This window comes from Nocardia arizonensis (genome assembly GCF_001310275.1).
Taxonomy (GTDB): Bacteria; Actinomycetota; Actinomycetes; order Mycobacteriales; family Mycobacteriaceae; genus Nocardia; species Nocardia arizonensis.
The window spans coordinates 125519-148198 of the sequence record NZ_LGYZ01000087.1 but is presented as its reverse complement, the minus strand read 5'-3'; the positions used below and the strand labels follow the sequence as shown (position 1 = coordinate 148198).

The 22680-nt window shown below is 66.9% G+C and carries 21 protein-coding genes; 12 read left to right on the top strand and 9 right to left on the bottom strand.

The features are described from left to right. Nucleotides 1-151 precede the first annotated feature (151 nt). Genes APZ21_RS20425 through APZ21_RS20415 form a run of 3 tightly spaced genes read left to right on the top strand, consistent with a single transcriptional unit; the run spans nucleotide 152 to nucleotide 5455 of the window. On the top strand, nucleotides 152-349 hold the full coding sequence (locus APZ21_RS20425) for a hypothetical protein (protein WP_156371224.1): 198 nt from the start codon (nucleotides 152-154) through the stop codon (nucleotides 347-349). Then, entirely contained in the window at nucleotides 342-644 is a 303-nt protein-coding gene (locus APZ21_RS20420) for a hypothetical protein (RefSeq protein ID WP_054814888.1), read from the top strand. The genes APZ21_RS20425 and APZ21_RS20420 overlap by 8 nt, the downstream gene beginning before the upstream one ends. Further along, nucleotides 644-5455: an aggregation-promoting factor C-terminal-like domain-containing protein gene (locus tag APZ21_RS20415; RefSeq protein ID WP_054814887.1), complete on the top strand. Its 4812-nt coding sequence runs from the start codon at nucleotides 644-646 to the stop codon at nucleotides 5453-5455. Before APZ21_RS20420 ends, APZ21_RS20415 begins: the two co-directional genes overlap by 1 nt. A 61-nt stretch (nucleotides 5456-5516) precedes the next feature. On the opposite strand, the gene APZ21_RS20410 is transcribed toward APZ21_RS20415, so the two are convergent. Then, on the bottom strand, nucleotides 5517-6185 hold the full coding sequence (locus APZ21_RS20410) for an XRE family transcriptional regulator (RefSeq protein WP_239476733.1): 669 nt from the start codon (nucleotides 6183-6185) through the stop codon (nucleotides 5517-5519). 301 nt (nucleotides 6186-6486) lie between these two features. On the opposite strand from APZ21_RS20410, the gene APZ21_RS20405 reads away from it, so the two are divergent. Together APZ21_RS20405 and APZ21_RS34250 are read left to right on the top strand one after the other, a co-directional pair. Further along, a complete protein-coding gene (locus APZ21_RS20405) occupies nucleotides 6487-6825 on the top strand; it encodes a hypothetical protein (RefSeq protein ID WP_054814885.1) in 339 nt (112 codons plus the stop codon). Nucleotides 6826-7398: 573 nt separating this feature from the next. Next, nucleotides 7399-8091, top strand: a complete 693-nt coding sequence (locus APZ21_RS34250; RefSeq protein WP_156371223.1) for a hypothetical protein — start codon at nucleotides 7399-7401, stop codon at nucleotides 8089-8091. Between the two features lie 189 nt (nucleotides 8092-8280). Here the strand turns inward: APZ21_RS34250 and APZ21_RS20395 are convergent, their stop codons facing one another. From APZ21_RS20395 to APZ21_RS36445, 3 genes are all read right to left on the bottom strand, one after another. Then, nucleotides 8281-8622 carry a helix-turn-helix domain-containing protein gene (locus APZ21_RS20395; protein ID WP_054814883.1) on the bottom strand — a complete coding sequence of 114 codons (342 nt, stop codon included), beginning with the start codon at nucleotides 8620-8622 and terminating at the stop codon, nucleotides 8281-8283. Beyond that, complete coding sequence (locus APZ21_RS20390) at nucleotides 8619-9002, bottom strand: type II toxin-antitoxin system RelE/ParE family toxin (protein ID WP_054814882.1); 384 nt, start codon at nucleotides 9000-9002, stop codon at nucleotides 8619-8621. Before APZ21_RS20390 ends, APZ21_RS20395 begins: the two co-directional genes overlap by 4 nt. 107 nt (nucleotides 9003-9109) lie before the next feature. Continuing rightward, nucleotides 9110-9547, bottom strand: coding sequence for a helix-turn-helix domain-containing protein (locus APZ21_RS36445; RefSeq protein WP_371852325.1), 438 nt, complete (start codon nucleotides 9545-9547; stop codon nucleotides 9110-9112). A gap of 38 nt (nucleotides 9548-9585) precedes the next feature. On the opposite strand from APZ21_RS36445, the gene APZ21_RS35745 reads away from it, so the two are divergent. From APZ21_RS35745 to APZ21_RS20375, 3 genes are read left to right on the top strand one after another with little or no spacing between them, the layout of a single operon-like run. Then, nucleotides 9586-9735 carry a hypothetical protein gene (locus APZ21_RS35745; protein WP_239476732.1) on the top strand — a complete coding sequence of 50 codons (150 nt, stop codon included), beginning with the start codon at nucleotides 9586-9588 and terminating at the stop codon, nucleotides 9733-9735. Then, nucleotides 9736-9954 carry a type II toxin-antitoxin system RelE/ParE family toxin gene (locus tag APZ21_RS35740; RefSeq protein ID WP_338048722.1) on the top strand — a complete coding sequence of 73 codons (219 nt, stop codon included), beginning with the start codon at nucleotides 9736-9738 and terminating at the stop codon, nucleotides 9952-9954. It abuts the gene before it with no gap. Then, a complete protein-coding gene (locus APZ21_RS20375; RefSeq protein ID WP_054814880.1) occupies nucleotides 9951-10280 on the top strand; it encodes a helix-turn-helix domain-containing protein in 330 nt (109 codons plus the stop codon). Before APZ21_RS35740 ends, APZ21_RS20375 begins: the two co-directional genes overlap by 4 nt. A gap of 586 nt (nucleotides 10281-10866) precedes the next feature. On the opposite strand, the gene APZ21_RS20370 is transcribed toward APZ21_RS20375, so the two are convergent. Next, nucleotides 10867-11556 (bottom strand): DUF899 domain-containing protein, encoded by a 690-nt coding sequence (locus APZ21_RS20370; protein ID WP_054814958.1) that lies wholly within the window; start codon nucleotides 11554-11556, stop codon nucleotides 10867-10869. Nucleotides 11557-11799: 243 nt separating this feature from the next. Further along, nucleotides 11800-12933, bottom strand: coding sequence for a metallophosphoesterase (locus APZ21_RS20365; RefSeq protein ID WP_239476730.1), 1134 nt, complete (start codon nucleotides 12931-12933; stop codon nucleotides 11800-11802). 182 nt (nucleotides 12934-13115) lie between these two features. Here APZ21_RS20365 and APZ21_RS20360 point away from each other — a divergent pair, with 182 nt between their 5' ends. Then, complete coding sequence (locus tag APZ21_RS20360; protein WP_054814879.1) at nucleotides 13116-14042, top strand: DMT family transporter; 927 nt, start codon at nucleotides 13116-13118, stop codon at nucleotides 14040-14042. 50 nt (nucleotides 14043-14092) lie between these two features. Here the strand turns inward: APZ21_RS20360 and APZ21_RS20355 are convergent, their stop codons facing one another. Continuing rightward, nucleotides 14093-15652 carry an ammonium transporter gene (locus APZ21_RS20355; protein ID WP_275426217.1) on the bottom strand — a complete coding sequence of 520 codons (1560 nt, stop codon included), beginning with the start codon at nucleotides 15650-15652 and terminating at the stop codon, nucleotides 14093-14095. Between the two features lie 191 nt (nucleotides 15653-15843). Between APZ21_RS20355 and APZ21_RS20350 the strand changes: the two genes are divergently transcribed. Further along, on the top strand, nucleotides 15844-17403 hold the full coding sequence (locus APZ21_RS20350) for an FAD-binding oxidoreductase (RefSeq protein ID WP_054814878.1): 1560 nt from the start codon (nucleotides 15844-15846) through the stop codon (nucleotides 17401-17403). 25 nt (nucleotides 17404-17428) lie between these two features. Here APZ21_RS20350 and APZ21_RS20345 read toward each other — a convergent pair whose 3' ends face one another. Beyond that, nucleotides 17429-18250, bottom strand: a complete 822-nt coding sequence (locus tag APZ21_RS20345; RefSeq protein ID WP_054814877.1) for a cyclase family protein — start codon at nucleotides 18248-18250, stop codon at nucleotides 17429-17431. 164 nt (nucleotides 18251-18414) lie between these two features. On the opposite strand from APZ21_RS20345, the gene APZ21_RS20340 reads away from it, so the two are divergent. Further along, nucleotides 18415-19719 (top strand): glycosyltransferase 87 family protein, encoded by a 1305-nt coding sequence (locus APZ21_RS20340; protein ID WP_082393309.1) that lies wholly within the window; start codon nucleotides 18415-18417, stop codon nucleotides 19717-19719. Between the two features lie 178 nt (nucleotides 19720-19897). On the opposite strand, the gene APZ21_RS20335 is transcribed toward APZ21_RS20340, so the two are convergent. Next, nucleotides 19898-21325, bottom strand: coding sequence for a pyridoxal phosphate-dependent decarboxylase family protein (locus APZ21_RS20335; protein ID WP_054814875.1), 1428 nt, complete (start codon nucleotides 21323-21325; stop codon nucleotides 19898-19900). 144 nt (nucleotides 21326-21469) lie between these two features. Here APZ21_RS20335 and APZ21_RS20330 point away from each other — a divergent pair, with 144 nt between their 5' ends. Next, the gene (locus APZ21_RS20330; RefSeq protein ID WP_063125139.1) at nucleotides 21470-22639 is read left to right on the top strand and encodes a hypothetical protein; all 1170 of its coding nucleotides are present in this window, start codon (nucleotides 21470-21472) and stop codon (nucleotides 22637-22639) included. Nucleotides 22640-22680 lie beyond the last annotated feature (41 nt).

Here is a 22680-nt window from a genome sequence, read left to right as displayed (position 1 = left end):
TCCTGTGCGGCGTAGCAGTGAGGCCCGAAAGATGCTGCGCGCGTTGGACGCTGAGCTCGAGAGTGTGTCTCGTCGGATGGGTCGCGCGGTGGAATGGTCCGAGCGGGACCGGGCTGTTTTGGAGCTGATCGCGTCGAATATCGACCGAAAAGTGGACCTTTCCGAGCGGTATTGCGAGGCGGAGGACACCAAGACGCGCGTGAAGTTGTCCGCGGAGCTGCGGTTGCTCGAGGCGGCATTGGCGCGGTTGTTGAAGCAGATCGACCCGGAACCGGTGATGACACCCGCGCGTCGGTCGGTGCAGGCGTCGCAGGCGGCCCGGTCCCGATGGGAGCGGCGCCGTGCCTAATTTCGTCTCCGATGCCGTTGCTACCGCCGGGCTGTACCGGTGGGTGGGCGAGCAGTTGGAGCGGTTGCACGCTCGCCCTGATCCGCGGGCAGCACAGGGGACCGTCGAGCCTGCGATTCCGCGCCAATTGGCCCGATTCCGGGAAAGGCTCCCGGTGACGGTGCCAGCGTGGCTACTGGACGGGCACAGTGCGCGCTCGGCGGGGTTCTTCGGCGTGGTTCCCGACGATCGACATTTCCGAGCATCGGCGTATGTGGTCGGCCCGGATGACACGGTGATGGAGGATGGTGCGTAATGCCCCAGTACGACGCTGGTACGGCTGGTATCAAGATCAAGCCGTCCTTCCGGGACTTCGTGCGTGAGACCGAGACCGAGCTGAAGCGTTACGACTTCAGCATGGACGTCCGCGTCGGCGCCGATACCGCGACCGCCCGCGCGGAGATAGAACAACTCCAGCGCATCGCCCGCGAAAACCAGACCTTCCGGATGAGCGCGGACACCCGCGTCGCCGCCGCCGAAGTCGAGAACCTTCAGCGTATCGCGCGGGAGAACCAGACCTTCCGCATGGACGCCAACACCGCGACCGCGGCAGCGGAGATCGAGGCGCTGAAGCGAGCCATGCGCGATGGGTGGACGGTCACCCCGTCCGTCAACGGCGCGCGGGCTCGCGGCGGCATGTCCAGCCTCACCTCGGATCTGCGGCGGATGGGCACGCTGAACATCACCGTCGCCGGTGTCGTCGGCGCACCAGGTGTCCTGGCTCAACTGCTGGCCATCGCCGACGCAGCCAAGAACGTCGCCAATCTCGTCGGGCTGATCCCCGCAGTGGGATTCGGCGCCGGTGTCGGTGTCGCGGGCATCGCGACCGGTCTGTCCGGTATCCCGGCGGCGTTCAAGGCGTTGAAGTCCGAGGCCGCGGGATCGGCGTCGTCGCTGGCCGATCAGCGTCAGAAGCTGGTCGCGGTCCGTCACGCCGAAGAGGACGCTGCCTCCACCACCCGGGCGTTGAACACTGCCTACAGGGATGCGTCACGGTCGATCCGGGACATGAATCTCGACCTCGACGAGCAGAAACTCTCGGTAGAGGACGCCTCGATCTCGGTGGACGAGGCCGGCAAACGCCTGGCCGAGGTGCAATTCGATCCAACCTCGGATTCCACCGCTCGCCGCCGCGCCCAGAACACCTACGACGAGGCACTGGCACGGCTGCGCCGACAGCAGATCGCCATGCAGGATCTCCAGCAGGACACCGCCGAGGCCAACGCCGCGGGGGTGTCCGGCTCCGATCAGGTCGCCGCGGCCCAACGTGCACAGGCCCGCGCCGCCGACGCCTTGCTCACCGCGCAGGAGAACCTGGCGCAGACACCCGGCGGAGGCGGCGGCGCCGACAAGTTCGCCGAGGCGATGGCGGATTTGTCGCCGAACGCTCGTGAGCTGGTGACCGATATCCGGTCGCTCGGTGGTGCGTGGACCGAGGCGCGGAAGGCCAGCCAAGACGCGCTGACCAACGGCATGGGCCCGGCTATCAAGGATCTCGCCGAGGCGCAGTTGCCGAATCTGCGTGAGGGTCTGGTCGGTGTCAACACCGCCATCAACAGCGGTCTACGGGCATCGATCGCGTCGCTGGCCAGTGACGCCAACAAGGCCGATTTCAAGAAGTCGTTGGACAACACCGCTCTGGGGTTCGCCAACGCGGCAAAGGGCGCTGGTCCGTTGACCGATGCGCTCACAAAGCTCGTGACGGTCGGGTCGGAATTCCTGCCGCAGTTCGGTACGGCGATCGACAACGCCGCGAATCGATTCGACAACCTGATCCAGCGCACGGCCGCCGATGGGTCGCTGAAGAAGTGGCTCGAAGACGGCATCACCTCGACGAAGACGCTGGGTTCGATCGCCCACAACACCGGTTCCTCGTTTCTGTCGTTGCTGCGCGCGGCTGGTGACAACGGGCAGACATTGCGGTCGCTCGACGAAATGACAGAACGTATGGCGCGGTTCCTCAAATCCACTGAGGGACAAGCGGAGTTGAAGGCGTTCTTCAATGAGGCCCGCGAGAAGATGGACGCCCTGAAACCGATCCTGTCGCAGCTGCCGGAAATCCTCGGCGGGGTCTACAACGGGTTCCAGGCATGGGCGAACATCACGTTGCCGTTCCTGCGGGTGGCCGCGGATCTCATGGCGGCGCATCCGCAGCTCGTGCGAGATGTGGTCATCGCCTATCTGGCGGTGAAGACGATCGGCCCGATATTCGATGGTGTGCGGTTGGCGATCGGCAACGCGAACACCGCTGTCGGGAATTTCCGGCAGGGACTGTCGGGGTCGACCGGCGCGACCGGTGCGGTCGGCGCGCTGGGTGCCGCGCTCGGTCCGGCCGGTGTGCTCGGTGTCGCCGCTCTGTCGGTCGGTGCCGGGCTGGGCCTGTCGTACCTGGCAAAACAGCATGCCGAGGCGGAAGAGGCTGCCCGCAAACAGCAATCGAGGCTCGAGGCGCTGGGCGACACTCTCGACAAGACCTCCGGTCTCACCACCCAGGCCACGATCACTAAGGCGGCCGAGGACCTAGGCAAGGGCGGATTCCTCGAGCGTGCCCGCACTCTCGGTGTCGATGGCCGCCAGCTCACCTTGGCTGCCCTGGGACTCGCGCCAGACGCCAAGTCTCAGATCAACGAGCGGTTGACGCGGATCATCCTCGAGCAGGTGCCGAAGGACGCGAGCGGCGCGATGCAGTTCGAGCAGACTCGCCAGACCCTGGGCCTGTCGAAAGAGGATGTCGCGCAAGCATTGCAAGGCATCCCCGAGGCCGTTGCCAGATTCGATCAGGCGTGGGCGAAGAAGGGCAACGGCAGTATCAAGGACCTGGCCGAGCTGAAAGCGGCTCTCAACGACATCGGCGAGTCCGCCGCCACACTCGGCGGAGAGATGAACAACACAGGCTCCAAGATCGCCGAACTCGGCAAACAGACCGTCGCGATCGACCAGGCCAGCAACGGCATGCACGAACTCACCGAGCAGGGCAAGAAGGTCTTCGACGGGGTCGGCGTCTCGGTCGACAAGGTCTCAGCGTCCACGGTGGTATTGAACTCCGCCACCGATGAGCAGATCGCGAAGTTGAAGGAGATGGGCTACCAGGCCGAACGGCTGCCCGGCAACAAGACCGTTGTGGTCACCCTCGACAACGCCAAGGCCAAGGCCGATATCAAGGAGATGGCCGACACACCGCTGAACGTGAAGGTGAACTTCGAGATCGGCAAGTTCAGCGGTGCGCAGGCCAGCGGCACCGTCACCGCGGCGATACCGGCGAACGCGATCGGTGGTCGACTCCCGACGACCGGGCCCGGCACCGACAGGCGTGACGGGTTCCTCGGCGTCGCCGCCGCATCGGGTGCACCTCTGGCGTGGCTCGACGGCGGGGAGTGGATCATCAACCGCGACAGCTCGGCCCGCTATCACAAGGAACTGGCCGCTATCAACGCGGGCACCTTCCCGCGCCACGAAGAAGGCGGCATCATCGGCCGTATCAAGGCGCTCGACGAGTACGCGCAGAAACGCAACGGCACCCCGTACGGCGGTATCAATGACTGCTCGGGCCTGATCTCCCAGCTCGCCAACGTCGCGGCCGGATTGCCCGCTCTCAACGGGCGCATGTCAACCGCCAACGAGGGCGAATGGCTGGGCGCGTTGGGTTGGTCCAGCGGGAAGGGTGGGGCGGGCGCGTTCCGGGTCGGCTGGATCAACGACCCCTCCATGCCAGCTGGTGGTCATACCGCGGGCACGCTGCCCAACGGCGTGAACGTCGAGTCCAACGGATCGCAGGGTGTGTTGTACGGCGGGTCGGCGGCGGGCGCGTTCCACCCGATGTTCAACCAGTGGTCCTTCCTGCAAATGCAGGTCGCATCCACCTCTCCGACGGTTCCCGGCGTCGGCGGCACGGGCACAGCAGACACCTCGGGCGTCACGACCCAGTCGGTGCTGAGTCCGCAGGCCGCGCTGCCCGGCCGCCGTAGTGACACCGAGCTCCAGCGGTTGCAGGGTGAGGCTGCGGTCGATGCCGCCAACAGCGAACGCAACCGGGTCTACGCCGACCCGAATTCCACCGAGCAGGACCGGATCGCGGCGGACCTGAAATACCAGCAGGCGCAGAACAGCTTGGAATCTTCGCAGAAGAAGAAGGACGAGTCGACCCCGCCGAATCTCCAAGGAATCTTCTCCAAGGCCGGAAGCATCCTGGCTACCGGCTTGCTGTCGATGTTCGGACTGGAGAACTCGGTTCTGTCCGAGACCAACACCTACAACAGGGCCGCCACGACCGCGTTGAACTTCTACCAGCAGCAGAACGGCCAACTCGATCAGCAGGGCTACGCCTACACCCCGAAGAACCTGCCCTCCATGGTCACCACCGTCACCCCGCAATCCTCGGCGCCGGTCAACGATCCGGCCTTGGCCAACGCGGCGCCCGCGCCCGCGGCGGAAACCTCGGCGAGTACCGGCAATTCGGTGGTCGACGCGGTGAAGAACGCTATGTCGCCGGTGGGGTGGAACACCGGGCCACAGTGGTCTGCCCTGGACGAATTGGTCAGCCACGAGTCGAGCTGGAACCCGACCGCGCAGAACCCGTCCAGCACCGCATACGGCCTGTTTCAGTTCCTGGATCAAACCTGGGGAACGGTGGGCGGGTCGAAGACCTCGGACCCGTACCTGCAAGCCGTGTACGGGCAGCGCTACATATCTCAACGCTACGGCGACCCGTCGAAGGCGTGGAGCTTCTGGCAGGCGCAGAACCCGCATTGGTACGACCAGGGCGGTGTCGCCTCCGGGCGCGGGTTCTTGGCCAAGCAGACGCTCAAGCCCGAACGGGTGCTCTCCCCCCGCGAGACCGAGACGTTCCACTCGGCCCTGCCCCTGCTCGAATCGATCAATGCCTCGGCATGGGGACCGCGCCGCATCGACCCCAGCGGTTTCCAGGCCGCCCCCGCGACCGCGCAGGTATCCGCTGGCGGATTCTCCCCGACCATCAACGCTCGGGTTGCCGACGTCAGCGATCTTGCCGAGCTGGTAGAACGCCAAGCGCACAAACGGGCAATCGGACTCATGGCCGCATTGCCGTGACCGCCGTCGCGGGGTCAATTGACCCCGGGGGTACTCACATGCGAGTACCCCCCGAGTGGGTCTAGGCCGGTTCGGGCGGCCGGTCGAATGCCTCGATCGTCGCTTTACTCGTCGACGGATCCTGTAGCACCAGCTCCCACGGACCGGTATTGATGTCGAAGCTCTTGCCGAACCCGATCCACTTTCCAGCCATGCGAGTGCCGGTCAGCTCGATCAGCAGCTGTATAGCGCCGTGGTACCGGGCGCCACGGTAGTAGCCCTGCGGTGCGGTGCGCTCGGTCCATGTCCCCGTCGCCACGTTGCCATCGATGGTCAGGTCCATTTCCATGCTCGAGGCCGCCGACCCCGGCAGGCTCCGCACAGTCAGCACGTCGTCGTGTTGCAGCACCACGACATGGTGAACCGCGGTGAACGTGGCGTCCCTGCCGCTCGAGTAGTACTCGTAACGCGACAGCCAGATACCGGAATAGTTGCCAGGGTTCGGCCTCGGTGCGGCGGTCGCTGATTCGAGCGGCACTCGGCCGATGGCCGAATCAACCACATGCCCGTTCTCGTCGTCGCTGGATAGGGACCGGCCGGCCATGACCGCACCGAACCCAAGGGATTCGATTGGCATTCTCATCACCTTTTCGAGGGCGCGCACATGCGACGCCCGCGGATTGAGGGTTGTTCCCGCTTCCCAGCGTTGCACCAGCCGCTTCGTCGCGCTCGTACAACCGACGTCGCGCAATGCTCGGGCCAAGTCGTCCTGGCTCATCCGGCGCGCGTTCCGCGCTGCTCGCAGTGCTGTGTTAGGTGTGCCGCCCATGCTGCCACGCTAGAGCAATGACGTCGGAATGTCGCCTGGAATAGGTACCGATCGACGCCGGTTGCGTCGTCGCTCGGTCACGGCCCTAAGAACGACGCTGGAGGTGGCCCCGCCGCCGGGTTGACACCCCGAACCGTCCGGCCCAGCACTGAGCCGCCCGGCCGGACGGATGTCCTCGGCGGTGGGTGCCTTCCAAACACATTGCAGGGGAAAGGGTTGGCGAGTGAATGCGCTCGGTGTGATCGACCTGGACGAAACCGAAGACCTCGACGAGGGACGACGCAAGCTACGACGGATCGCCACCCGGGCCGGTTTGACTCTGGCCGATGTGCTGACCTTCCGACAGGCTCAACAGGGCTGGGTGTTCCACATGCTCGAGGCCGTACACCGCCTCAGCGCGCACGCGGTAGTCATCGGCGATATTCGTCACTTGCACGGTCTCGAGAAGGCCGTGACCGGTGTTGCGGACCTGCACGCCGGTGATGGCCTGATCTACCGGTACGTCGGGTACGGGCGCGGCCACACGCGACCGTCGCGGGCGCATCTGGCGGGTGGCCGATGACCTGGGTACAGCTGGGCCTCGCCGCGGTCATTGCGATACCGGCCGCGGTCGCCGTCGCGATGATCTTCTGGCCGTCCGACTACAGCGCACCGCCGACCGGCGAAGACCCGGAACCGACCCGGCCGCTGCGGCGCCCTCTCGTGGGCACAAAATGGGCACGGAATGTGACAAAACCAGGTGATTTCTGACAGCTTCTAGTTAGACATTTCCGCAGGTAGAGCTAGGTATCGTCCTCTGAACTGCATGGCAAAAGGGGTTCGATTCCCGGCAGCTCCACAAGGCCCCCGATCTGTTAGACCCAGTTCGGGGGTCTTTTCATGCTCCGACTACGCGGAGATTCGGCGTCGTGGGCACATCTCGCGTCGGTACCGCGCAGCCCTCGCCCATACGTTCGACCACGTCGTTGAGATCGTCCTCGAACAGATGGCGTTCTCGAGCGTCATCGTGGCTTGCCCGCAGCCTCACCGGGGCGGCTCTTCTCGTGCGGCGTAGGTTCGGTTCGCGTCATGTGTCCGCTGTGTGTAGTGCGAAACCTTTTGGCGCAGTGGAGCCTCGGTCGTTATTCTGCAGTTCGTGACGGACAGCGATTCTCGGGATTGGCAGCCATTCAGCAGCCGCAATGCGGGTCGGCCTATCGACCTGGGTTGGCATGAAGATGTCCCACAGTCGTTGGAGCACTCGCTTCGGGAGTGGCTCTACCATCAGTTCGTGCTCGATCGCGGAGTTCGTCAGCGGGTTGCCGCACGCCTTCGGTACGTGCCGAGTGATCACTACTGGTATCACGAAATGTGTGGGGTGCCGACCGAGGCCCTGTTGGATTGGGTTGATGCCACTCTGCACGTCTGGACTGATGCCGAGGACTCTCACACCAGAAGTGAGATCCGAAAGCAGGTGAAACTGGTTGACGATGTCCTGCGTGATGGGCGCTCGGTGTGGATGGTCAGCGAAAAGCGCGACTCGTTGGAACGGAGGCAAGATCCGACGGTCACGGCCGCTGTGCGGCAAGCGGGTGAAAGTGCTGTTGCAGCTGATCGAAATGCGGCCGGCGCTCACCTACAGGTTGCGTGGGATGCTGCGCACCGGTTCCGGCCTGATCCATCCACGGCATACCGGGAAGCGATTCTTGCTGTCGAGGCGGCGGCGATCCCTGTCGTTGTGCCTACCCAAGCTGGCGCCGCCTTGGGGCATGTGCTGGGGCAACTCAGAAACCAGGGACATCTATACGGACTTGCAATCTGTGACAAATCTGGTGTCTCGATCCCCTGACGGCAGTGGCGTTGATGATCGGGCTGCTATGGGAAGGTCACACAGATCGGCACGAAGGCATGACACCTCCGCCTCCGATCACGCCGGAAGCTGCCCAGATGGCGTCGACACTCGCTGTCGCTCTCGTTCAGATGTTTACGACCGGAGCAATCAAGCGCCACCACCGTTGAAGTTCGGACGCAGCCGGGTTCAGGCTGCGTCTGTATGGTGGCTGGTGAAGTTCACTCGGGTGTCTTCGGCGTCGAGTGCGATGTTGAGGGTGGCGTCGAGGGCGTCGGCGAGTTTGGCGAGTAGGGGGAGAGTCGGCACTGTATCGGAGCCTTCGATGCGCGATATTTTGGCTTGGGTCAGGCCGGCGCGTTCGGCGAGGTCGGCTTGGGTGAGTCCGAGTTCGGTGCGGCGGTCGTAGACGGCTTTGGCCAGTGCCATCGAGAGCCGGATCTCTCGGCGGGCATCGGTGACTTCGTCTGGCTCCGTGTAACTCTCGGCGAGCTTGCGTTCTCGGAGGGTCTTCCAGCGTGCGTGGCTCATCGGTCCAGCTCTCCTCTCTCGATGATGCGGAGGAATTCCTCGTGTGCGGGTCCGTGTTCGGCTTGGCAGGTCTGTTGTGCGAGTTTCGCTCGTTTGATCTCGGCGTCTTCTCGCATCCGTGTCTTGCGGAACACTGTCAGCAGGATGACTCGTCGTCCGGGTGTGAGCCAGTAGGTGATGCGGATGGCGGCGCCATCCAGTGTCGGGCGCAACTCGCGGATGCCGTCGCCGAGATATCGGGCGTAGGGTTCGCCCAGCGATTCTGCTCGTTCGGCCAGCAGGCCGACGTATTCATCGATCTTGAGGAAGTGTCTGGCCGGCAGCGCTTCCAGCCAGTCTCGAACCTCGGGCTCGATCTCGATGGCGAACAGTTCGCTCACGGTGCCAACGGTATATGTTGTTGACGACATACGGCAAGGTGCTGGCTAGGGTGGCGTTCGCTGCCAGTTATCCACTTGCCGGATCGTGATTGCAGAAATCCACACCCTCAACGGTACTGTCCACCCCTCGGCCGAATCGTCACTCCGGCCTCCCGTAGCACCTTCGCGACCGTCCGCTTGGCCATGTGGTGCTCCCGTTTCAGTTGCGCCATCGACGCCCCGGCCTCGTACTCGGCAACGATCGTCGCGGCCTCATCAGCGGCGAGATGTTTCTTCGGGCCACCGGATGACCTGGGCGCGGGCGACTGCTTCGCTTGGCGTGGACTGTCGGCCTCCACCTGCTTCCATAGGTCGGCGAACCTATCGAGGAGGCCGCATTGTTTCGAGTAAGTTCCCGCGAGGTCCACGAGACGGAAACCCGCAGGTCGACGACCTGCGGGTTTCCGTTTTTCGATGACTGGATCGGGGCAGGTGGTGGGCGGTATCTGTACCTGCGGATTTGCACCGGCCGCGGTTCGATTCCCAGTATGTCTCTGAGGTCGCATCGAACCCGACAGGCATAAGGATTAGTTATAATTGTCCGGTGCGATGGAGCATTGTGCTGCTCGAGCCGGTCAATGACTGGTTCCTCGACCTGGTGAAGAACGAGCCGATGATCGCCGACAAGATCGAGGAAGCATTGGACGAACTGGCTGAGCGTGGACCGGAGCTGGGAAGGCCGTTGGTCGATTGAATCCACTTCAGCAAGGCGCTGCACAACCTCAAAGAGCTTCGTCCTCGAACCCCGGCGGGTTCCGAGATCAGGATGCTGTTCGTCTTCGACCCAACGCGGGAGGCGATCGTGTTGGTTGCTGGGGACAAGTCCGGCCAGTGGAATCGTTGGTACCGAGATGCGATCCCCCTCGCCGAACAGCGCTATAGCGACTACCGAGCAACGAAGGAGGAGTCATGAAAGGTGTGTCTTGGGAAGAGGCCAAGCGCCGAGCTCGCGAAATCGACCCGACATGGGATTCCCCTGAGCGCATCGCGGCGCGAGACGAGAGCCGCGAGCAGATGCGCGCGGAGCAGCGCGGACACCAGCTTGCCGAACTCCGCAAGCAGTGCGGAGTGACGCAGGCCGAGGTCGCTGAGCTGATGGGGGTTTCGCAGGCAAGGGTGTCGCAGATCGAGCACGGCAAGATCACGTCCATGGACTTGGTTCGCGAATACATCGTCGCGCTCGGAGGAACCCTGGATGTTGTTGCTCACGTTGGTGATTGGAGCGTCAAGGTCGCCTAGCCTTTTCGGAGCATGAATCGGTCTCGTGCCCTTGCGGATCCGGTCAAGTCGCAGCATAGATCCTGCCTGACTCACGATGTCCGGTGGTATCACCGCTGCTGTGATCGGGGCTGCTGCGGCGATGAGAGCCCCGCTCCGTGCTCACGACGGTGAGGTCTGTCATTATCGATTCCGGGGGGTCGTCGTTTTCTGGTAGTCAATTTTACGCGGTGGGATTTGTTTCGGTAACCCGGAAATTCATTGAAATGGCGAGTTCCCCCCGGCGTTCTGGCGTGGGTGCACTCTGTGTTGTTTCCGGCTCGGCGAGTCTTTCGCGGATTCACCTCGAGTCTATTTCGTATTTCGTAGCGCCCAGTTGCGCGCGGACGACTGGTCGTGCCGGTATTCGCGTGTGTAGTGGGTGCGGGGTGTCAGGTACCGGATATGCCGCCATCCCTTACAGGGGCGGACTGTGCATCCGCCCAGTTCGCGTTGTGGATGCCGAATCGCTCGGTATTCCACCGACAGCGATTCGCGAATCTGTCCCGATTGACTCGTACAGCGATTGATTCACACGGTCGGCACGGCCATCCGCTGCCGCGCTCCGTCAGGATTCGGGGGTGCCGTAGAGGGCCGCTATCTCCTTGGAGGTGCCCCAGCGGGTGTAGGTGGGGGATTGGGGCCAGCCTTGGGGGGAGTCCTGCCATTCTTCCTGGCGGCCGTAGGGGAGGAGGTCTATGAGGGGGAAGGTGTGGGTCAGTTGTTCGGTGCCCCGGCCGTTGGTGTGCCAGGTGCGGTAGACCTTGTCGCCGTCGCGGAGGAAGACATTGACGGCGAAACCGCCGTTCGGTGGGGCGCCGACATCGGTGCCGAAGGGGCTGTTGGCGGTGGAGTACCAGGTCATGGCGTTGCCGACGCGGCGTTTGTAGGCGAGGGCCGCATCGATCGGGCCCTGGGTGACGATGACGAAACGGGCGTCGTAGTTGTCGAGGAATTCCAGGCGGGTGAACTGGGACGTGAAACCGGTGCAGCCGGGGCACTGCCACTGCTGGTCCGGGAACCACATGTGGTTGTAGACGATCAGCTGGGACTGTCCGTCGAAGATGTCGGCGAGGTGGATCGGGCCGTCCGCGCCTTCCAAGAGGTAGTCGGGCATTTCTACCATCGGGAGTCGGCGGCGCTGGGCGGCGATGGCGTCGAGTTCCCGGGTCGCGGCCTTTTCGCGGGCCCGCAGCGCGTCGAGTTCGGTCTGCCAGGTCGCGGCGTCGACGATGGGCGGCAGTGCGTTTGTGGTCATGGATTCCTCACGTCCGCGGTTGTAGGTCTGTAGATGTCGACGCCGCTCGGTCGACGAACTCATCGGTCCGGGCGGAGCTGTCCATATTTCGCCCGCGTCCGCGGGGGCACCTACGAAGTCCGCTTCGGGTTTCGAGGAAATGGTTCGGCGGACGGCACGATGAATCGGGTCACGGGTGGGTGTCCGATACAACCGGGGTCTGGTCGCCTCGAGGGGTTCGGGACGACGGGTGGACGGGTGGGATCAGGCGGCGGGTTCGGGGCGCAGGATGAGCAGGGTGATCTCGCTCGGGGCGAAGACGCGCAGTTGGGGGCCCCAGAAACCGGTGCCGCGGCTGGTGTAGAGGCGGGTGCGGTCGCCGTGGCGGCTCAGGCCGGCGACGACCGGCTGTTCGAGGCGCACGAGATAGTGGAACGGCCAGATCTGGCCGCCGTGGGTGTGGCCGGAGATCTGGAGGGCGACCCCGGCCGCGGCGGCTTCGCGGACCTGCCGGGGCTGGTGGGCGAGCAGCATGATCGGGAGGCCGGGGTCGGCGCCCGCGAGGGCGGCGGTGAGGTCGGGGCCGTGATCGGGCAAGCCGACGCCGGTGGGGTCGTCGATGCCCGCCACGACCAGACTGTCGCCGCCGCGGGTGACGATCTCGTGCTGGTTGTGCAGTGGTTGCCAGCCGATGCCGGTCATATGGTCGATCCAGCCCTGGGCGTCGCCGAAGTATTCGTGGTTGCCGGTGATGTAGTAGCGGCCGTGCGGGGCGACGACCTTGCCGAGCGGGTCGACCTGCGGATGCCGTTTCGCCACGGAGCCGTCGGCGAGGTCGCCCGCGTGACAGGCGATATCGGGATGCTGCGCGTTCACCGTTTCCACGACTCGCTCCGACCAGCGCACGCGGTTCAGCGCCGCGTAGTGGGTGTCGGTGACCACGACCACGCGCAGTCCGTCGAGTCCGGGGCCGAGTCCGGGAACGGGCACTTCGAGGGTGCGCACCCGCGGCACTCGCCTCGCCTCGACTACGCCCCACCCGACCAGCGCGCTCGCGACCACGAAGACACCCGCCGCCACGATCGGTGCGGGATCGTCCACACCGATCCGCCCGAGTACGAAACCCGCGACCAGTCCGATCAATGACCAGCTGAAATAGATCCAGCTGGCGCCGAGCAAGGTGTCGCCGACGACGCTCGCCGCGTCCGACTGGCGGGGGCCGTGTCCGAGCAGCATGGTCGCGGGCAGGGTGAGGAAGCCGACCGCGAAGACGGCGGTGCCGAACCAGAACAGCGTGTCCGCGTGGTCGGCGGGCGCGGCGACGAGCGTCCACCACGGCAGGGCGAACAGTAGTGCGGGGATGGCAAGGAACAAGACGACGCGGGGCACGTATTTCAACAGGGTCCTCGGAAACGCGGGGGTTGCGCGCGGCATGTCGGCCCGGCGCGCCGTGACCACCGACGATACCGGCACTCGGTGGGTGGTCGTGTTCGGCGCGGTCGCGGCTGACGGCTTCGCACGGTCGCCGTCGCGAAGAAAACGGGATGCGCCCGTGCGATGCGTCCTCTACCGTGCCGCACATGAAGCACGCTGTCCGTCCGGCCTTCCTCGCCGCGGCGGTGACGGTCGTGCTGTGGGCCTCGGCGTTCGTCTTCATCCGGTCCGCGGGCGCGGACTTCTCGCCGGGTGCGCTCGCCCTCGGTCGCCTGCTAACGGCATCGGTCACCCTCGTGGTCATCCTGCTCGTCACCGGGGAGGGTCTGCCCGCGCGCGGGGCGTGGCGGGGGATCCTGCTCTCGGGGGTGCTCTGGTTCGGGGTCTACATGGTGGCGCTGAACTGGGGCGAGCGGCACGTCGACGCGGGAACGGCGGCGATGGTGATCAATGTCGGTCCGGTGCTGATCGCTGTATTGGGCGGTCTCGTGCTCGGCGAAGGTTTTCCTCGCAGGCTCGCCGCGGGCATCGCGGTCTCGTTGACCGGGGCGATCGTGGTCGGGATGTCGAATTCGGGTGACGGTGGGAGTGCGGCGTTCGGGGTGGCGCTGTGTGTGCTCGCCGCCGCGACGTGGGCGGTGTCGGTCGTCGCGCAGAAGCCCGCGCTCACACACGCCTCCGCGCTCCAGGTGACGACCGGCGGCTGTCTCGTCGGCACCGTGGCGTGTCTGCCGTTCGCGGGCGTGCTGGTGGGCGAGGTCGCCGCCGCGCGGCTTACCTCGACGCTGAGCGTGGTGTACCTGGGCGTCTTCCCGACCGCGGTGGCGTTCACCACCTGGGCATACGCCCTCGCGCGCACGACCGCGGGGCAGATGGGCGTCACCACGTACGCGGTGCCCGCGCTGGTCGTCGCCATGGCGTGGCTCGCGCTGGGTGAGGTGCCCGCGCCCGCCGCGGTACTCGGCGGTCTGCTGTGTCTGTCGGGAGTGGCGATCTCGCGCTCCGGTCGCCGCGAGAAGATCGGCGCCGCTATCGGTTCGGAGAGTCCGGTTCCGGAGTCGCCGCCGCGCTGACCGTGCCCGGCGTCGGCCGATCGGGTCGCGCACTCGTGTCGGCGCGACCGCTACGCCTGCGGGCCCGGTCGGTGCGGTGGCATCGGTTCGCCCGCGTAGCGCGGGTCGGGCGGGCGGCGGACCATCGGTGCGGAGGGCATCGATGTGGAGGGCATCGGTGGCGGGGCGGTGGCGGGCCGGTTCTCGTACGGTGGTCGGACGCGTTCGGAACCTCGGGGCGGCGGCGGATATCCGCCCGGCGGGCGCGGTGTCCGCGGCGCCGGTCCGCTGTCGTCGTGGCGGGTCCGCGGTGGTCGCGCCGGGGTCGGGCGGGCCGTGGCCGCCGCGGCGCGTGGACCGAAATCGTAAGCGGTCTCGGCATGTTCGGCCTCGTCTATACCGTCGAACTCGGCGTGCTTGTCGATGCGGAATCCGATCGTCTTGTGCACCAGCCACGCGAGCACGGCGGCGCAGACGAAGGAGTAGGCGAATACCGCGCCCGCCGCGATGGCCTGACGGGACAACTGCGTCCAGCCGCCGCCGTGCAGCAGGCCGTCGTTGCCCGCCGGATTCACCGACTCGTCGGCGAACACACCAACCAGCAGGGTGCCGACCAGGCCCCCGAACAGGTGCACGCCGACCACGTCGAGCGAATCGTCGTAGCGGAAGGTGAATTTCAGCGCCACCGCGAGCGCGCACACCACCCCCGCGACCCCACCGATCGCCAAAGCCCCTGCGGGATCGACGAATCCGCAGGCGGGGGTGACGGCCACCAGCCCGGCGACGGCCCCCGACGCCGCGCCGAGCGTGGTGGGTCTGCCGTCGCGGATCTGTTCCACGATGATCCACGCCAGCGAGGCGGCCCCGGTGGCGATGGTGGTGTTGGTGAAGGCCAGCGCGGCGAGATCGTTGGCGCCCAGGGCCGAGCCCGCGTTGAATCCGTACCAGCCGAACCACAGCAGTGCCGCGCCGAGCAGTGTGAACGGCACATTGTGCGGACGCGGCGTGCTCTGCGGCCAGCCGCGCCTGCGGCCGACCACCAGGGCTACCGCCAGACCCGCGGCGCCCGCGTTGATGTGCACCGCGGTGCCGCCCGCGAAATCGAGTGCGCCCAGATCGTTGGCTATCCAGCCGCCGCGATCGTCGGACGTGCCCGCCGCATCGGTGTCGGTGAATCCGTCGAAGCTGAAAACCCAATGGGCGACCGGGAAATAGACCACCGAACACCATCCGACGGCGAACACCATCCACGACCAGAATCGGGCGCGTTCGGCGAGCGACCCGGAGACGAGCGCGGTGGTGACGACCGCGAACATGAGCTGGAACATGACGAACGACAGGGTCGGGATCTGATGGCCCGCCGGTCCCGACAGCGTGCCCTGGGTCGCACGCAGCAGGGCGTGGGACATGTCGCCGACCAGACCGCCGTAGGCGTCGTCGCCGAATGCCTCGCTGTAGCCGTAGAGCAACCAGAGGGTGCTCACCACACCCAGCATGCAGAAATTCATCATCAGCATGTTGAGCACGCTCTTGGCGCCGACCATGCCGCCGTAGAAGAACGCAAGGCCGGGTGTCATCACCATGACCAGTGCGGTGGCGGCCAGGACCCACGCGGTATCTCCCGAATTCACTTCCGTACCCCTTGTCCAACGGGTTCGCCTGAAGCATCGGAAGGTCCTGTTTCTGCGACACGCCCGGCGTGTTTCGGCTCCGTGAAGTTTGCCCGAGCGCCGCCGCGCGTGCCGGATTGTCGTGGCGGCAATGGAATCGCTACGGTGTGTGCGCTGATCGGCATTCGGGAAATTCGAGGTGAGGGGGATGGGTGGGTCTGTCACGTCGACGGTTCGTCGCCGCGGTCGCGGCCGGTGGAGCGACGGTTGCGCTCGGTGCGCCGCGGGCGAGCGCCGCGCGGTCGCCGGTGCTGGAGCCGGGGAATCCCGAGTTCGCGGCATTGCGGGCGCGCGGATACAACAGCAGATTCGCCGCGAACCCGAAGAAGATCTTCGTGCCGAGCACCGCCGACGAGGTGTGCGACGCGGTGGCGGATTCCGTCGCCGAGAACCTCGGATCGGCAGTGCGTTCGGGCGGACACTGCTTCGAGGATTTCGTCGACAACGACCGAACCGGTTCGATCATCGATCTCGGGCGGATGCGCGCGGTGCGCTGGGACGAGCAGCACCGGGCCTTCTCGATCGAGGCGGGCGCCGAACTGAACGATGTCTACACGGCACTGACGCAGGGGTGGGGCGTCACGATTCCGGCGGGCATCTGCCTGGGGGTCGGGATGGGCGGACACGTGCCCGGCGGCGGCTACGGACCGCTGTCGCGCGGGCTCGGACTCGTCGTGGACCACCTGTACGGCGTCGAGGTGGTGACGGTCGACGCGAACGGTGCGGCCGAGACGGTGGTGGCCACCAAGGACGGTCCGAACGCGGACCTGTGGTGGGCGCACACCGGCGGCGGCGGTGGCAATTTCGGCGTGGTGACCCGCTTCCTGTTCCGCTCGCCCGGCGGCGACGAGAACGATCCGCGGCGCGCGCTGCCCGCGGTCCCGAGCGCGATGTTGCAGTCCCGACTCGTGGTCCCGTTCCTTTCCGAGGACATGTTCGTCCGGTTCCTCGGCAATTATCTGGCCTTCTACGAAGAGCATTCGAGGCCCGGCAACCGGTTCGCCGGACTGTACGCGCCGATGTCGTTCCGCACGGTCGGCGAGGGTTTCGCGCAGATGGTGATCCTGCTCGACGCGAGCGGTCCGGGCGCGGAGGCCCTGTTCGACGAATTCGTCGCCGCGGTCTCGGCGGGAGTCACGCCGGGGCCGATGGCACTGCGGCCGACCCGCGCCTCCTACGCGGACACGGTCGCGCGGGTGTACTACCCGAAGGGCGGCTCCTACCCGAGGGTGAAGGTGAAATCGGCGTATCTACGCCGCGCTTATTCGACCGACCAATTGCGCGTCTTCTACCGCCATCTGATCGATCCGAGCGTATTCGGCGAGACGGAACTGGAATTCCTGCCCTTCGGCGGCGCCGTCAACGCGACCGCGCCCGATGCCACCGCCATGCCCGCGCGCACCGCGTTCATGAAGATGCTCATCCACTGCGCCTGGCGGTCCTCCGGTGACGACGACCGTCACATCGCGTGGACCCGCGACCTGTATCGCGAGGTGTACGCGGCGACCGGCGGTGTTCCGGTGCCGAACGAGGCCAATGCCGGGTGCTACATCAACTACCCGGACCCCGATCTGGCCGACCCGCGCTGGAATACCTCCGGTGTGCCATGGCACGAGCTCTACTACGGCGCGAATTACGCGCGCTTGCGGCAGGTCAAGGCCACCTGGGACCCCGGCGACCGCTTCCGCCACCGGCTCTCGATCCGCGCGTGAGCACGTGGGGCGGGCACCCGACCGCTCACGTGAGCGCGATGACCCGGCAGGGCCCGCCGCTCCCGCCCGCGTGCTTGGGCGCCCCGACCACGACGGTCGCGCCGACGGGCGGCGCGGACGCGAGATTGGCCAGCATCTCCACGCCGTAGCAGCCCGCGCCGAGGACCGCGGTGTGCGAGCCGTAGTCGATATTGTCGGCGGTGTCCAGGCTGAGGGTGTCGACGCCGACGCCGACGGCATCGCAGTCGGTGACCAGATGGCCTGCCGCGTCCGCGTCGAATCCGGGGGCGTGCGGTGTCCCGTCGTCATCGAGGTTCAGGAATGCCGCGGGATCGCCGATGCGGCGCTCCCACCCGGAGTACATGGCGATGAACGCCCGTGGCGGCAGGGCGCCGTACCGGTTCTGCCACTCATCGATGTCCGCTCGGGTCAGCCGGGCGTCGGGGTCGACGGCCTTGGCGCTGATATCGATGACGACCAGCGGTGCGACGAGATCGGTGACCTCGAGCGCCTCGGTGCTCGCACCGCCGGGCACCCTGTGCAGCGGTGCGTCGAGATGTGTTCCGGTGTGCTCCCACATCGCCAGCGCGTACTGGGCGAAGCCGCCCGACGCGTGGAAGGCGACCGGCACCGCCGCGGGTGCGGGACTGCCCGGCCAGACCGGCATGGCCGGACTCAGCGTGTGGGTGAGGTCGACGACCCGCACGGGCAGTGCGGCGCGTGCGGGTGGCGCGGTAGGGATCGCGGCGGCCGTCACGGCCGCGGCGCCGAGGACGCCGAGCAGGCCGCGCCGGCTCGGCCGCATGGCATTGTCATGGGCCGACTGCACGATCGCGGGTGCGCACACCGGAGGAAAGATACCCGCCGGCCCCGCATCGGCGGCACGACCGGGGGTTTCGCGCCGTGCGACGAACTCCCACGGGCAGGGGCGAATCGTCGGCTATCTTGCGGAAACGGACGGCGGTCGACAGGCTTCGGATGCGCGCGAGCGCCCCGGTATAGTCGCCGCGGATGAGTAGTTCCTCCGCCGCCGAAATCTCGAAGTCATTCAACCGCCGTCCGGGGCGCGTGATGTGGCTTCTCCCGGTGCTACTCGTAATCTTCGCGGTGTGGTGTCTGACGACGCCGATCTGGCCGTGCGAGGAGATCAGCAGAGGATTCATCGATCTCCAGGTCTACCGTCTCGGGGTGGAAACGCTGCGCCACGGCGGCGACATGTACGGCCAGCTGCCGCAGACCACCCTCGGCATCGGTCTGCCGTTCATCTATCCGCCCTTCGCCGCATTGGTGCTCGGGCCCTTCGCGCTGTTGCCGTGGGACGCGGCCGCTTTCACCTTCTTCGTGACCTCGACCGCCGCGCTCGCGTTGACGCTGTACCTGGTGGCACGCAAGGTGTGGCCGGGGCAGGACGCCCGCGGCCTGGCGCTGTTCGCCACTGCCTGCGCCGCACCGCTGGCCATGCTGCTCGAACCCACCCGATCGACACTGGACTTCGGGCAGGTCAACCTGCTGCTGATGGTCCTGGTCGCCGCGGACTGCCTGACCGAGAAGCCGCGCTGGCGGCGCGGCATGCTGGTGGGCATCGCGGCGGCGATCAAATTGACCCCGGCCGCCTTCGTCCTGTACTTCCTGGTGCGCAAGGACTACAAGGCCGCGGTGACCGCCGCCGTCACCGGCGCCGCCGCGACCGCGCTGAGTTTCGCCATCCTGCCCGGCGCTTCGGTCCGTTACTGGTTCGGCGGACTCGGCAATGTGGACGGATTGAGCGGTTCGGCCTTCCATACCAATCAGAGCATTCAAGGCGTACTGGCTCGATTGCGCGTCCCCGAGCCGACGTTCACGATTCTGTGGCTGCTGCTCGGCGCGGCGCTGTTGCTGCTCGTGGTGGTGGCGATGCGCCGCGCGGCGGATATGCCCGCGCTGGCGCTGTCCATCAATGCGGTGTTCACGCTCTTGGTCTCGCCGATCTCGTGGTCGCATCACTGGATCTGGATCGCTGCGGCGCTGTTCGCGATGGTCGGGTACGCCACGCGGCTGCCTTGGCGCCGCGGGCTGTTCTGGTATGCCGTCAGCGCGGCGACCGCGGCGATGTTCATCTACGGACCGCAGAACTGGCTACCGAATGGCGAACAGCGCGAAACCCAGTGGACGCCGTGGCAGCACGTCATCGGCAATACCTACGTCTGGTTGAGCGTGGCGCTCGTGGTGCTGTCGATCGCGGCCACCCGGCGCCGGGCCGACGCGGGCGCGATGCGGGCTCCGGTGCTCGTGGACGATGCGCGACCGCTGCCGGAGGCGCGGCCCGTCGCTCAGTGAGATGCCCCGTTTTGGCGCTGCCTCCGCCCCGGAGAGGTGATCCGGGGCGGGGCAGCTGTGACCATTAGACGGGCGGATGCTGAGACGATGCCCGGGTGTTCCATGAGAGTTCGCTGAGAAGACCCGGTGGGCGCGTGGATGAACGTGCCGCCGCGCCGGTCTCCGGTATCACCGCAGCTCAGAGTGGATGATCTTGGCCGGTGTCGGCGGACGGCGACCGGTCGAGCCCACGGTATGCGCTGACGATCGCCGCGTGGACGCGGGCCACATCGGCTCCGGTCGTCCGCCAATTGCTGAAGGCGGCCCGCAGCGCCGGGATTCCGTCGTAAACGGTGGGGGTCAGGAAGGTCTCGCCCGTGGCGGCGATGGCGTCGGCGAAGGCGCGGACGCGTTCGAGGGTGGGCAGTCCGTCGAGGGTGAAACAGACGACATTGAGCCGGACCGGGGCGAGCAGCCGCAGACCCTCCGTCGCCGCCACACGGTCGCCGAGATCCCGCGCGCAGGCGACGCAGCGCCGCACGATCTCGCCGTGGCCGGTGTCGCCGTAGGCGGTGAGGGTGAACCAGGCGGCCAGCGCGCGCAGTCGGCGCGAGCTCTCGGGCACCAGGTGGCCGTAGTCGGAGGTGTCGGCGTCCGCGGCGGTGAGGTAGGCGGCGTCGTTGCGGAAGACTCGGACCTGCAAGTCGCGCCGCCGGGTGAACTGCACCGCGGAGTCGTAGGGCACATTGAGCCATTTGTGCAGGTCCACGCAGAACGAATCCGCTTCGCCCACTCCGTCGACCAGGTGGGCGTGTTCGGGGGAGAGCGCGGCGAACGCGCCGAAGGCGCCGTCGACGTGCAACCAGAACGGATACCGTTCGCGCAGTGCGGCGATGGCGCGCAGATCGTCGAAATCGACGGTGTTCACGGTACCGGCGTTCGCGACCACGACCGCCGGGCGACCGTCGAGGTCATCGAGCGCGTCGGCGAGCGCGGCGACGTCGACGGCCTCGCGGGCGGGCAGGGTGGGGACGCGGCGGATCGCGTCGCGGCCGAGTCCGAGGATCGACAGCGCCTTGCCGATACTGGAATGCGGCGCGCCCGACAGCACCGGCACCGAACCGAGTGCGGCGACTCCCTGTTCGGCCACGTCGACGCCGCGCTGTTCGCCCACCCATTCCCGGGCGATGGCCAGACCGACGAGATTCGACGCGGTCGCGCCGGTGACGAACGCGCCGTGGTGCCCGTCGAGTCCGAACAGCGCGCCGAGCATCCCAACGGTCTCCGCCTCGAGGGCACTCGCCCGGGAGTCGGCGGCATTGACGACATTCTGGTCGAAGGCCGTGGTGAGCCAATCGCCCGCGATCGCCGCGGGAGTCGCGCCGCCGGTCACGAAACCGAGGTAGCGCGGTCCCGCGCCCGCGGAGAATCCCGGCGCCCAACGGCGTTCGAATTCCGCGAGCGCGTGGCGCGATCCCCGCCCGGGACGCGGCGGTTCGACGGGAGCGTGCGGGTCTGCGCGCACCGGACGCTCGTCGAGTCCGGCGAGGACGCGGACCGCCGAGCGCCGCACGGCCTCCAGCAGTTCGGGTAGGTCGAGCAGATCGCTCTCGAGTGTCGGGTCCACGGCGCATTCCTCGGATCGGGTGACGACGGTTGACGGGTACGGCTGGATTCAGCCTAGAGCTGCGGCAACGGGTTGTCGGCGACCAGTGGGACGGTAGTGGACCGTTCGCGGGCGTCGGGGCGAGGACCCGCCATACTTGTCCGCGTGACCATGATCAAGGTGCTCCTGCGGGGTTTGATCGTTCTCATCGCGACGGCGGGCGCGGTCGCCGTGCCGATCGCCGACGGCGGTGTCGCCCGAGCCGAGCCGTTCTCCGACTGCGGCTGGAGCAGACGCATCGGCGCGGATACGGTGAACGTCGCCCTGCCCGACACCTTCGCCAACTACTGGATGACCGCCGTGCGCGATCTGCCCGCCGAGGGGCTCACCTTGCGCGGCGCCTTCCCGCACGGGCGCTACATCTCCTTCACCAGCTACCGGGGTTCGCAAACCCTCGACGGACTCGGCGACGTGCGCATCGAACCCGATGCGGGCAGCGTCAATCCGTTCCTGGCGGGCGCCGACCGCACCGCGACCCAACGGTCGTACACGGTGCGCGTCAAACCCGGTCCGCGCCCGGATCAGCCGGAGCCCAACACCCTCTACGCCGATCCGGGACTCGCGATCGTCGTGTACCGGGTCTACCGCCCCGACACCGGATTCGATCCGCTCGGGGGTGTCGGTCTGCCGGAAATCACCGTGCACGCCGCGGGCGGCCCGCGCGTGCTCCCCGAATGCGCCTCGTCGTCGCAGGTGATCGATCCGAATCGGATCCAACCCTCGGATGGTCCGGCGCTGCCCGCTCTCGGCGCGAACTACCGCGACTGGACAAAGACCAGCGGCAACGGCTTTATCGCCAACCCCGACAATACCTATCTGGCCTCGCGGGTCGCGCCACCGAGTGGGCAGATCGCGGTGGTCGTGGCCCGATTGCCGCGAACCCCACGGACTTTCGACGGGCAGCAGGTGATGACCGGCGCGCCATTGCGGTATTGGTCGCTGTGCAGCAACGAATTCGTGAGCACGCGGGTCTCGGCCTGTGTGGTCGACGATCAGATGCCGGTGAACGCCGACGGTGAATTCACCGTGGTGGTCTCCGATCCCGCCGACCGGCCCGCCGACGCGCGTATCGAATGCGGTGTCGCCTGGTTGCCGACCACCCGGGGCGCGACCACGCTGCTCATGCGCAATATGCTGCCCGAGCCCGACTTCTCCGCGGCGATTCAATATGCGCCGCAGGACGATCCGGCCGCGACGATGGGCGCCTACTATCCGCGGACCACGCTCGTCCCGTCGGCGGAGTTCGCGGCGGCGGGGTGCGCGGGGCCGGCCTGAGTCGCAATGTCGAGTGAACGTCGCCCCGGATCTCGTGATCC

Bases quoted from the DNA above. Each gene is read 5' to 3' on its own strand.
- APZ21_RS20415 (WP_054814887.1), top strand. From the start codon at position 644: ATGCCCCAGTACGACGCTGGTACGGCTGGTATCAAGATCAAGCCGTCC.
- APZ21_RS20395 (WP_054814883.1), bottom strand. From the start codon at position 8,622: ATGAGCCACGCACGCTGGAAGACCCTCCGAGAACGCAAGCTCGCCGAG.
- APZ21_RS36445 (WP_371852325.1), bottom strand. From the start codon at position 9,547: ATGCGACCTCAGAGACATACTGGGAATCGAACCGCGGCCGGTGCAAAT.
- APZ21_RS20375 (WP_054814880.1), top strand. From the start codon at position 9,951: ATGAAAGGTGTGTCTTGGGAAGAGGCCAAGCGCCGAGCTCGCGAAATC.
- APZ21_RS20370 (WP_054814958.1), bottom strand. From the start codon at position 11,556: ATGACCACAAACGCACTGCCGCCCATCGTCGACGCCGCGACCTGGCAG.
- APZ21_RS20360 (WP_054814879.1), top strand. From the start codon at position 13,116: ATGAAGCACGCTGTCCGTCCGGCCTTCCTCGCCGCGGCGGTGACGGTC.
- APZ21_RS20340 (WP_082393309.1), top strand. From the start codon at position 18,415: ATGAGTAGTTCCTCCGCCGCCGAAATCTCGAAGTCATTCAACCGCCGT.